Source organism: uncultured Oscillibacter sp., assembly GCF_900544955.1.
GTDB lineage: Bacteria > Bacillota > Clostridia > Oscillospirales > Oscillospiraceae > Oscillibacter.
The window spans coordinates 17,964-29,346 of the sequence record NZ_UQXD01000032.1 but is presented as its reverse complement, the minus strand read 5'-3'; the positions used below and the strand labels follow the sequence as shown (position 1 = coordinate 29,346).

At 64.3% G+C, this 11,383-nt stretch carries 9 protein-coding genes; 4 read left to right on the top strand and 5 right to left on the bottom strand.

Going from position 1 to position 11,383, the window contains the following annotated elements:
- Nucleotides 1-2,180 (top strand): hypothetical protein (locus QZS21_RS08440; RefSeq protein ID WP_295582324.1); only part of this gene is annotated, 2,180 nt, incomplete at its 5' end.
- Between the two features lie 184 nt (nucleotides 2,181-2,364).
- Here QZS21_RS08440 and QZS21_RS08435 read toward each other — a convergent pair.
- Both QZS21_RS08435 and QZS21_RS08430 read right to left on the bottom strand, forming a co-directional pair.
- Nucleotides 2,365-3,222, bottom strand: coding sequence for a hypothetical protein (locus tag QZS21_RS08435; RefSeq protein ID WP_295582322.1), 858 nt, complete (start codon nucleotides 3,220-3,222; stop codon nucleotides 2,365-2,367).
- Between the two features lie 104 nt (nucleotides 3,223-3,326).
- Nucleotides 3,327-4,211, bottom strand: a complete 885-nt coding sequence (locus QZS21_RS08430) for a LysR family transcriptional regulator (protein ID WP_295582320.1) — start codon at nucleotides 4,209-4,211, stop codon at nucleotides 3,327-3,329.
- Nucleotides 4,212-4,331: 120 nt separating this feature from the next.
- Here QZS21_RS08430 and QZS21_RS08425 point away from each other — a divergent pair, with 120 nt between their 5' ends.
- Nucleotides 4,332-5,330, top strand: a complete 999-nt coding sequence (locus QZS21_RS08425; RefSeq protein WP_295582318.1) for a D-isomer specific 2-hydroxyacid dehydrogenase family protein — start codon at nucleotides 4,332-4,334, stop codon at nucleotides 5,328-5,330.
- Between the two features lie 73 nt (nucleotides 5,331-5,403).
- Here the strand turns inward: QZS21_RS08425 and QZS21_RS08420 are convergent, their stop codons facing one another.
- Both QZS21_RS08420 and garR read right to left on the bottom strand, forming a co-directional pair.
- Nucleotides 5,404-6,834, bottom strand: coding sequence for a four-carbon acid sugar kinase family protein (locus QZS21_RS08420; protein ID WP_295582315.1), 1,431 nt, complete (start codon nucleotides 6,832-6,834; stop codon nucleotides 5,404-5,406).
- Nucleotides 6,835-6,847: 13 nt separating this feature from the next.
- Entirely contained in the window at nucleotides 6,848-7,744 is an 897-nt protein-coding gene (garR, locus tag QZS21_RS08415; protein WP_295582313.1) for a 2-hydroxy-3-oxopropionate reductase, read from the bottom strand.
- A gap of 287 nt (nucleotides 7,745-8,031) precedes the next feature.
- Here garR and QZS21_RS08410 point away from each other — a divergent pair, with 287 nt between their 5' ends.
- Entirely contained in the window at nucleotides 8,032-8,697 is a 666-nt protein-coding gene (locus QZS21_RS08410; protein ID WP_295582311.1) for a GntR family transcriptional regulator, read from the top strand.
- A 66-nt stretch (nucleotides 8,698-8,763) separates the two neighbouring features.
- On the opposite strand, the gene cdd is transcribed toward QZS21_RS08410, so the two are convergent.
- Nucleotides 8,764-9,207: a cytidine deaminase gene (cdd, locus tag QZS21_RS08405; protein ID WP_295582309.1), complete on the bottom strand. Its 444-nt coding sequence runs from the start codon at nucleotides 9,205-9,207 to the stop codon at nucleotides 8,764-8,766.
- A gap of 542 nt (nucleotides 9,208-9,749) precedes the next feature.
- Here cdd and ilvB point away from each other — a divergent pair.
- On the top strand, nucleotides 9,750-11,378 hold the full coding sequence (gene ilvB, locus QZS21_RS08400) for a biosynthetic-type acetolactate synthase large subunit (RefSeq protein ID WP_295582307.1): 1,629 nt from the start codon (nucleotides 9,750-9,752) through the stop codon (nucleotides 11,376-11,378).
- The last annotated feature ends 5 nt before the right edge of the window (nucleotides 11,379-11,383 follow it).

Below are 11,383 nucleotides of genomic sequence, written 5' to 3'. Positions count from 1 at the left end.
CCGGCGCCAACTGGTCCGTCAACGTGGCCAAGCAGGCTCTGGGCATCGAGCTGGACGACGGCAACGACAACTTTGTCGGCGTCCAGGCCGTCACCCGTGAAGAGGCCGCCCTGTATGCCTTCAACACCCTGAAGGCCGATATGGTGGACTATGACTCCAAGACCGAGGTTCAGGTCAACGGCGCCACCGTCACCATTGGCAACTCTAAGGCCTACCCCGTGAGCAATTCCAAGTCCAAGGACTATCGTGATAGCGGTTCTGATATCGACGATATCATGCAGTTCTGCGAGAAGTACTTCACCGATCTGGAGCTGCGCGTCAGCTCTGCCAAGGACGCCTTCGGCCGTCCCGCCAACGTGTGGTACAACGACAAGGACAAGATCGGCACCTACGCCAAGGAAGCCGACGCCACCTTTACCAAGGACGTTAAGTCCAAGGACATTTACTCTGCTCTGGACCTGAGCGATCCCTATAACTATAAGCTGGTCATCGACGGCGACGATACGCTCACCACCTTCCCCGTCATCAAGCGTGACGATCAGTTGGTTTTGGGCAATGATGCCGACCGTAAGATCAACAAGGTTGTGCAGCTTGCTCTGTCCAGCACCTATAACTACCTGGGCAACGGCTCCCTGGTTGAGGTCTACAAGGATGAGCAGGTCATCACCGTCGTCAACACCTACCTGATGCAGGTTGCCGGCGATTATGATGAGAAGGACGAAGAGCTGACCATCACCGAGGTGGACAGCGGCACGGAGATGAAGGCTCCTCTTGGCGGCATCTCTGATTACGACCTGTCCTCCGACGATTTTGACAACCTGGACACCTTCAAGGACGAGGACTATGTTCTGGTCACCGTGGCCAACGGCGTTGTGAAGTCCATTGCTCCCGCTGAGAAGGTCACTGGCGCCCTGACGGAGTATGTCCATCAGGATACCGTCACTGTCGGCGGCACCGAGTACAGCCTCGGCTATGCCAATGACTATGCCGATACCAAGGGCTTCGATCTGAAGACGGACTATGACGTCTATCTGGATTCCAACGGCTATGTCCTGTATGTGGACGGCGTGGAGAACGACGGCAACTATGTCTACATCGGCGAGTTCGCCAAGAGCAGCGGCACCAGCGCCAGCTCCAAGGCGCTTGGCTACGGCTACTTCTTGGACGGCACTGACGACGAGATCACTATTGAGAAGATTGATACCAAGAAGACCAATGGTTCTACGGTTGTTAGCGGCGTCCTTACGATGTCCGATCTCACCACCACCTACGGTCCCGGCTGGTACAAGTTCAGCTCCAAGGAGAGCAGCGGCAAGTACACCCTGACCTCTCTGACCAATGTTGGCGGCACCGCCTTTGGCGGCTCCCCGAGCACGGATTATGTTGTCAACTATGGCGACCACGGTGTCTCCATCGTTTACGACGGAAGCGGTTCTTCCCTGAAGGGCAATGCGAATACCAAGTTCGTGATTCTGGAGAATGACGGTGACGTCAAGGTCTACACCGGCATCAAGAATGTGGCCAAGGTCACTCCCGGCAGCACAACCGCGGTCACTGTCTTCACCGATGGCTCCAGCACCTATGCCAAGTACGTGTTCATCGACCTGAACAACGGCGCCGTCAAGGGCGGTGCCACCAGCAGCGACGTCCTGTTCCTGTTGAAGTTCGACAAGGCCGGTAACGATGCGGACGACAACGAGTTCTACCGCTACAAGGCCATCCTGAACGGTGAGGAAAAGACCGTCAAGATCGACGTCACCAACAAGAACCTGGGCGGCGTCCTGTACGGCGAGGTGGAGTATGACAGTGACGGCTATATCACCGACATGACCGCCATTGATAGAGCCACCCCCGCTGCCAGCGATATGGATATTAAGACTGGTCTTTACAGCGCCTACTATGACGATGACGATTTCACCTTCGGAGATGTCGGCAACGCCAATGTCACCCAGAAGAACAAGACCATCACCTTCACCGGTGGTACCGATGAAGTCAGCTTCTACATGGCGGACGGCGCGAAGATCTATCTGATCGAGAACACCGACGAGGTGTCCACCATCTCCATGAGCAGACTGGCCTCCAAGTACAAGACCACTGATCTGCCCGCCTCTTCTACCGTCACCGGCGTGTACAATGCCGACGGCGAGTACAGCGCTCTGTACGTCTTGGTCAAACCCTGATTTCCACGGAAATCTGAGGACTGAGCGCATCTGAGCAACAAAGAAGGCCCCGCACCGAAAGGTGCGGGGCCTTGTGCTCATTCCGCCGTCTCCGGCGCCTCCTGAGACTGGAAGTAGTCCTCCGGGACCTCCCGCTGCTCCAGAATCTGGGTGCCGTCCTCCCGGCACACCAATACGTCAATCATCATACTTTCACCCCGTAAATTGTAAATTTGCCGCCGGCGGAGATGGCTCCGCCCTTGCTGCCGTAGAAGTTGAAGGCGCTCAGGTTTGCCAGGGTGACGCCGCTGGCGGGTTTGAGCGCGGCGTAAGTCGTCGAGCCGGTGCCGGCAAACCCGAAAACGCAGTCAAATCTGGCGCTGATGCTCCCGCCCAGGGGATAGAAGTGGAGAAGGGTATAGCCCCCCGCATCCAGGGAGGCGATGGAGGCCATCTGCGTGGTGGAACTGCTGTTGCTGCTGAGATAAAAGGAGAGGGCCACATCGTTCACCCGCACGCTGATGGTCTCCCCCGGGCAGTTCAGCCGCACCAGAATCATCAACTCCGCGTAGCGGGACAGGTCGATGCCCCCCAGGGACAAATCCACCTGCGTGGCCGCGGCGCTGGTGGTGATCTCCCGCAGCTTCACCAGCAGGTCCGCCGCCGCAAACTCCTGGCGGATGGCGGCGTCCTGGCCGGTCCGAGCGGTCCGCTCCGCCTCCAGGGCGCCTGCGGCCTCGCTTTTGGCCCCCGCCACCGCTGCGGACACCTCACTCCGGATGGCGGCGTCCTGCTGGCTCCGGGCGTCCGCCTCGGCGGCCACGGCGGCCTTCCGGGCGGTCTCCTCCTCCGCCACCGCCTCCCGCGCCGCCTGGACGGACCCGGCGTCCCCCGCCGTCCGGGCCTGCTGCTCCGCCTCCAGGGCCCCTTCCAGCGCCGCCTGGGCCTCCGCCTGCCGGTGCAGGGCGCCGTCCAGGGCGGCGTTGTCGGCGTTGAAGTCCGCCCGCAGGATGCGGTCCTCCCCCTCCCATTGGTTCAAGTGGTAATGCGTGGTCTTGTTCATGTGCGCTCCTCCGTTTTCCACGGAGCCGGCTTAGCCCCCAATAGAGAAAAAACGCCCCCTCCGTCCTGGGACGGAAGGGGGCAACTGGTTGCACGGATTTATTTTTACAGCCGCTGGAGGAAGTGCCGCAGGGGCGGGCTGTCGTCCGCCGTCCGCCACACCGCCAGAATCTCCTCCGCCTCCTGGGACCCCGTCAGGGGGACGAACACCAGGTTGTCGGCGTTGGTCAGCTTGTCGGTGCAGTAGGCGGGCAGGATGGAGATGCCCTCCTCCGCCGCCACCATCATTAGGATGCTCTCCACGTCGTTGCTGCGTAGCAGGATGTTGGGCTGATAGCCCGCCTGGCGGTACAGGGAGAGGAAAAAGCTGTCGCCGTAGCTGTCCCCGGTGGCGGAGGGGGACATGTAGAGAATGGGCTCATTTTTCAGCTCCGTCCGCCGCAGGGCCGCCCGGGAAGCGAAGGGATGGCTGCCGTACAGCGCCACCACCAGGGGCGCCCGCTCCACCACCCGGGCCTCCACCGCCTCCGTGCGGATGTTGGTGCTGTCCCAGGTGAAGATGATGTCGTACTCCCCGTTCAAGAGCCCAGCCGCCAGCACGTCCGTGTCGCAGCGGTGGCAGGTGATGAGCACGTTGGGGTACTCCAGGTGGAAGGCCCGGAGGGTATTGGACAGGTCGCTGCGCTCGTAGCCCTTGGTGTACCCCACCCGCAGCGTGCCCACCAGGCCGGTGGAGGCGTCCCGCGCCCGGCTGAGGGCGGTGTCCATCCGGGAGAGGATGGCCTTGGCCTCCTGGAAGAAGACGCTGCCCGCCGGGGTCAGCGTCACGGGGCGGCTGTCCCGGTCCAGCAGCCGCACGCCGATGGCGTCCTCCAGGGCCCGGATCTGCTGGCTGATGGCGGTCTGGGACAGATAGTACTGATTGGCGGCCTTGGTAAAGCTCCGCTGCTCCGCCACCGCCACAAAGTATCGCAGTTGATTCAGATTCATGAGGGCCTCCCGTAACATCACTTTTTCTTATTTTACTACGGAAATTTTTCGGTTGCAATCGGAAATCCCATGAGGTACAATGACAAAATGTTATCAAACAATGGGAAGGACGGCAGCGGTATGAAGATCATGGTGTACGAGGCGCGGCCCGACGAGCTGGCGGAGCTGGAGCGCCAGGCGGCGCGGCTGGGCGTGGAGCTGGAGACCACCGGGGCGGTGCCCGCCCTGGACACGGCGGCGCTGGCGGAGGGCTGCCTGGGGGTGTCCATTCTGGGCCAGGGCACCATCGACCGGCCGCTGCTGGAGGCGTTTTCCGCCCGGGGGGTGCGGTATCTCTCCACCCGCACCGTGGGCTACAACCACATCGACCTGGCCGCGGCGGCCCGGGCGGGCATCCGGGTGTGCAACGCCTGCTACGACCCCAACGGCGTGGCGGATTTCACCGTCATGATGATGCTCATGTGCCTGCGCCATTACAAGCAGGCCATGTGGCGGGGCCAGGTGAACGACTTCTCCCTGGACGGCCTCCAGGGCCGGGAGATGAAGGATTTGACCGTGGGCATTGTGGGCACTGGGAAAATCGGCGCCCAGGTGGTGCGGAACCTGTCCGGCTTCGGCTGCCGGCTGCTGGGCTTCGACCGGCAGGAGAACCCGGCGCTGGCGGGACTGGTGGACTATGTGGACTTTGAGACGCTGCTGGCGCGCTCCGACGTGATCTCCCTCCACATGCCCCTGCTCTCCTCCAATTTCCACATCATTGACCGGGCGGCCATCGGGAAGATGAAGGACGGCGTGGTGCTCATCAACTGCTCCCGGGGAGAGCTGGCGGACATTGAGGCGCTGATTGAGGGCATCGAGAGCCGGAAGATCGGCGCCTTGGGCATGGACACCGCCGAGGGCGAGGAGGGCATCATCCACGAGGACCACCGGGTGGACATCCTGCCCAACCGGAATTGGTTCTATCTCCACCAGTTCCGCAACGTCATCATGACCCAGCACATGGCCTTCTACACCGATGCCGCCGTGGCCAGCATGGTGGCCTGCGGCGTCGGCGGCATCGTCCGGATGGCCCGGGGGGAGGCGTGCCCCACGGAGCTGACGGCGGAGACGGAGCAGTGACGCCCCGGCGGCAAAGGACAAAAAGGGAGACGCCTCTTTGCGAGGCGTCTCCCTTTCCGGTTTCCGGCGGGGCTTATTCGGCGGTGAGGATCTCCACCGCCTGGCGGAGGGTCTCCGCGTCGCCCACGTTGCCGGGGAAGATCACGTAGGGGATGCTGGGGAACTTGCTGGTGGCGTCGGTCTGCCACACGGGGATGCCGGGGCAGATCTGGCCCAGCACGTTGGCCTTCTTCACCCCCAGGGCCTGGGTGCCCACGGTGCTGGAGGTGATGCCCCCCTTGGCGATGATGAAGGCGGGGGTGACCTGGAGGCGGCCCACCAGACTCTGCACGGCGTCGCTGATTTTCACGCTGCGGGTGAGGGCGCTCTCCGGGGTGTCGTTCTCCACCGTCAACAGCTTGCGGTTGGTGAAGCACACCGCCACCCGGCCCGCCTGAATGGCGGCCTCCTCCAGCGCCACGCACCGGTCCACCTCGGCGGAGAGGGCCGCGTCCCCCTGGAGCACCAGGTCGCTGTTGAACTGAATGGGCTCCACGCAGGGGAGCTGCAAAAGAGCCTCCAGCTGGGCGGTGGTCTTCTGGGTGTGACTGCCCACCACCACCACGCCGCCGGTGTGGGTGTCCAGGGTCACCATGTCCCGCCGGGTCAGCAGGGGGATGTCGGTGATACCGCCCACCACCTTCACGAGGCCTGCGGCGGTGCGGAAGAGGAAGGTCTTGCCCCGGGCCATGGCCCGGTACAGCGCCACGGCGAACACCTTGACGTCGCAGTAGTCCACGGCGTTGACGCAGACCTTGTTGAACCCGGTCACCTGCTCCAGCTTGGCGGCGATGCCGTCGTAGTCCAGGGCCCGCAGCTCCTCCAGGGAGATGCAGGTGACGGAGGCGGCGGAGAAGCGGCCGCCGGTCTTCTCCTCGATGTAGGCGGGGAGGTCGGAGTGGGTGTAGCCGAAGGTCTTGTCCTTGGCGAACTCCGTCTGGGCGGCGGGCACCAGGTCGTCGCCGTACTGCACGTAGTGGGTGTTGCGGATGGTGAAGCGGCCGCCCTCCTTGAAGAAGGGGCAGAGGATCTCCCCGTCCACGGAGAGGCCGCCGGCCTCCATGCCCTCCTTCAAAAGCGCCGTCTCCAGGGGGAAGTGGCCCCGGAGGGTGGAGTCGCTGCGGCTCATGATGAGATACCGCTTGCAGGTCTCCCTTGCCGCCGTGACGATGTTGGCGGCAATCTCCCGGTGGACGGCGGTGGTCTCCGCCGCCGTCAGCCCCCGGCTGTTGGTGAGGATGTAAAAGACCTTCTGCGGCTCCAGCAGCCCGCGCTGGATGCTCTCCACGGACCAGTCCGTGTACACGGAGATGTCGTGGACGGTCTGGACGCCGGTGGGGTCGTCGTCCAGGACGATGAACTTGGTGTCGTCGGCGGCAATCTCCCGGCGGAGAAGGGCGTCCACCGCCGCCTCATCCACGGGGGGGAAGCTGGTGAGAATGTCTGCCCGGATGGTCTGCTCCATAGCCCCGCTCCCCTCAGGCCTGCCCGTCGGACTGGACAGTGACGCCGGCAAGCTGCTCGAAGTACTGGACATAGCCGGCGTGGTCGTCGTCCATGTGGCCGGAGACCTTCAGCGCCTGCTGAATCTCGAAGAGCTGGGCGGTGAGGGGCAGGGGCACGTCGATGTCGTGGGCGGTGGCCAGCACGTTCTTGATGTCCTTGTGGTTCACCCGGATGGTGCCGCCGGGCTTGAAGTCGCGCCGGCACATCATGGGGGCCTTGGCGTCCAGCACGGTGCTGCCGGCCAGGCCGCCCCGGACGGCGTGGTACACCTTCATGGGGTCCACCCCGGCCTTGGCGGCCAGGACCATGGCCTCGGACACGGCGGCGATGTTCAGGTTCACCATGATCTGGTTGGCCAGCTTGGTGACGCTGCCCGCGCCGGAGTCGCCGATCAGCAGGGCGCTGCTGCCCATGATGTCGAACGCCGGCTTCAGCCGGTCGAAATCCGCCTGGTCGCCGCCGCACATGATGGCCAGGGTGCCGGCGATGGCGCCGGGCTCGCCGCCGGACACCGGGGCGTCCACAAAGCCCACGCCGATCTCCTTGAGGCGGCGGTAGCACTCCTGGGACTCGCCGGGGGTGACGCTGGACATGTCGCACACCACCTTGCCCGCCGTCAGGGCGGAGGCCACGCCGTTCTCCCCGAACAGCACCTCCCGGACGATGGCGCCGGTGGGCAGAATCGTCAGGATGAGGTCACACTCCCGGGCGATGTCCGTATAGCTGCCGGAGACGGCGCCCAGGGCGCACAGCTCCTTTACGATGTCCTCGTTCAGGTCGCTGACCATCAGGGGCTGCCCCGCCTTCGCCAGGTTCGTCGCCATGGGGCGACCCATAATGCCAAGGCCAATGAAACCGATCTTGCTCATGAAACCATCCTCCTGTATTCCGCCCCGTTCAGATTGCGGACCGCCGCGGTTTTCCGCTGAAACGTGGGGCATTACGCAACGCTTACCTGCGTTTGCGTCTTCTGGGACAGTATATCGCATACCGGTATACCGGTCAAGAGAAAAAACAGTCTTTTCCAGTAAAAAATTAAAAACCGGCGTTATTGCTGAAAAAATGTTTTCTTTTTGTGAGAATAGCCCTTGAAGCCCCTCCCGGTCTTCTGGTAAGATACCAGCAGGACGGAAAGAGAACGCAAAGGAGCAAGCCTATGGCTGTTTATACACTGCTGCAAGAGGAGGCCTACGCCCACATCCGGGAACAGATTGTGACGGGGGCCCTCCAGGAGGACCAGATTTACTCCGAGACGAAGATGGCGGCGCTGATCGGCATCTCCCGGACGCCGGTGAAGGACGCCCTGGTGCGGCTGAGCCAGGAGAAGCTCATCGACATCCTGCCCAGCCGGGGCTTCCGCCTCCACCGGATGTCGGAGGAGGACATCTGGGGCACCTACCAGCTGCGGACGGCGGTGGAGGGCTTCTGCGTGCTGCACCTGGCCCACCGGAAGGACACGGCGGAGGGCCGGGCCCGGCTGGCGGAGCTGGAGGGCAGCATCGCCCAGATGGAGGCCCTGCGGGACACCGCCTCCCTCGAGGACTTCTGGGCGGCGGACCTGGCCTTCCACCGGCTGCTGGTGGAGGCGGCGGAGAACGCGGAGTTCCTCCAGCTTTTTGAGAGTTACAACCACCGGATGTCCGTCATCGCCAAGCGGAGCTTCCGCAGCCCCAACCGCCGGGAGGTGGCGCTGGAGGAGCACCGGGCCATTGTGGACGCGGTCCGCGCCTGCCGGGACCGGGGGGACATGGGGGCCTTCGCCGCGGTGCGGCGGCACATGGAGGCCTCCCGGGACATTGTGCTGCGGGAGCAGGCGGGATAAGAGAAGAAAACGCCCTGGCGTCCATCGGACGCCGGGGCGTATTGCTCTCCGGGGCGGCGCGCCGCCTCAGGCGGGGTCGTGGGACAGGAACTCCGGCCCGAAGCTGTGGGGCAGCAGGGCGCTCAGAGGCAGGGCCAGCTCCTCCCCCCGGCTGTTCAGGCAGATGACCTCGATCTCCGGGGCGAACTCCCGGAGCACCTGGCGGCAGACGGCGCAGGGCACGCAGAAGTCGTCGCTGCGGCCCGCCACGGCGATGCGCACAAAGTCGGTGTGCCCCTCGCTGACCGCCTTGGCCACGGCGGTGCGCTCGGCGCAGAGGGTGGGGGAAAAGGCGGCGTTTTCAATGTTGCAGCCGGTGTACACGGTGCCGTCGCTGCACTCCAGGGCGGCGCCCACGGGAAAGTGGGAGTAGGGGCAGTAGGCCCGGTCCAGCATAGACACCGCCGCGGCCTTCAGTTCTTCACGGGTCATGGGAAGCCCTCCTTCACGGTTATGTTGGGATGTCTCCATCATAGCTTTCCCGGCGGAAAAATGCAAGGGGCGGCGGGGATACAAGGTGGGATGTGGGGGCGCGTTGTCTGCTCTCCCGGACAGACAACCCTGGCGGCGGTCCCGGCGGCAGGCAGGGCGAACCGCGGCAGAATTCACAAGACAAGTACAGAAAATAGGAACACCTTCGTGGAAACGGCCAAAGATACCGGCGGCGAAGAGGTTTGTATTGTATTTTGATGCATGGGTTTGTATAATAAAAATTATCCAAGCAAGAGAGAGGTCTTCCGACATGTTCATGTTGTCCGCCCTCATTCGCATCCTGGCTCTGAGCATTATTCTGATTCTGGTACTGGTAGTTCTGGTACGGGAAGAGAATAGTGCATTTGGTCATGCCTGGAGCAGGGGGAGCGGCATCCGGTTATCGGCGGCGAGAGCGGCTTAACCGGAAGAATTGCAAGATCACCCAAACGCCTGTGGTTCGACCGACGAACCACAGGCGTTTTTTCTTACCACAAGGGAAACAAGGGCCGGCTGGCCGGCCGTCAAAGGGGGACATGGAAATGGAAATGACAGGTGCGCAGATCCTGCTGGAGGGACTCCGGCGGGAGGGGGTGGAGCAGATTTTCGGCTATGCCGGGGCGACGATCTGCCCGGTGGTGGACGTGCTGCGGGAGATGCCGGAGCTGGGCTACACCCTGGTGCGGACGGAGCAGAACGCGGGCCACATGGCCTCCGGCTATGCCCGGGTGACGGGAAAGGTGGGCGTGTGCCTGGTGACCTCCGGCCCCGGCGCCACCAACCTCATCACCGGCATCGCCACCGCCTATCTGGACTCCATCCCCATGGTGGCCATCACCGGCCAGGTGCCCTCCAACCTCCTGGGGCGGGACATCTTCCAGGAGGTGGACATCACCGGCGCCGTCTCCGCCTTCTCCAAGCACAGCTATTTGGTTAAGGACGCCGCCCAGCTGCCCCGCATCATCAAGGAGGCCTTTTACATCGCCGAGAGCGGCCGGCCCGGCCCGGTGCTCATCGACATCCCCATCGACATCCAGAACCAGACGGTGGAGGCGGCGTTCCCGGAGGCGGTGGACATCCGGGGCTACCACCCCAGCGTCCGGGGCAACGACAAGCAGATCGCCAACGTGGTGGAGGCCATCGCCCAGGCCCGCCAGCCGGTGATCTGCGCCGGGGGCGGCGTGTTCCTGGCGAAGGCGGAGGCGGAGCTGGCGGCCTTTGCGGAGGCGCTGCAAATCCCGGTGGTCACCACTATGATGGGCCTGTCCCTGCTGCCCACCGGCCACCCCCTGAACATGGGCATGATCGGCAGCCACGGCAACGTCTGCGCCAACAAGGCCCTGGCCAAGTCGGACCTGCTCATCATGATCGGCACCCGGGTGGCAGACCGGGCCATCCTCTCCCCCGGCGAGATCCAGCGGCGGATGCCCTCCATCCACATCGACGTGGACCCGGCGGAGATCGGCAAGAACATCCAGCCGGAGCTGCCCCTGGTGGGCGACGCCCGGGTGATCCTCCGCCAGCTGCTGGAGCGGGACATCCAGGTGGACTGCGGCCCCTGGCGGGAGCAGCTCGCCCAGCGCCGGGCGGCGGAGCTGGGGCAGCCCTTCCCCTGCCGGACGGACAGCGTCACCCCCGGGCGGCTGCTGGAACTGCTGGGCCGGCGGCTCCGGCCGGACGCCGCCGTGTGCGTGGACGTGGGGCAGAACCAGATTTGGGCCTGCCGCCACCTGTGGCTCCGGGGGTGCCGCTTCCTCACCAGCGGGGGGCTGGGCACCATGGGCTACGCCCTGCCGGCGGCGGTGGGGGTCCAGACCGCCCAGCCCGGGCGGCAGACGGTGGTGGTCTGCGGGGACGGGTCCTTCCAGATGTCCATGAACGAGCTGGCGGCGGTGCGCTGCGGCGGCATGGACCTCAAGATCGTCCTGCTGCAAAACGGCGTGCTGGGCCTGGTGAACCAGATCCAGTGCAGCGCCCCCTACCGCGGCCCCTTCGGCGTGGCGCTGGAGGGCAGTCCGGACTTCGCCGCCGTGGCGGGGGCCTACGGCATTCCCAGCCTGACGCTGGAGAACGACGGCGAGGCGGAGGCGGTGCTGGACCGCTTTTTGGCGGAGAAGGGCCCCTGCCTGCTGATCGCCCGGGTGGCGCCGGACGCCAACACCGACGAATGAGGAGG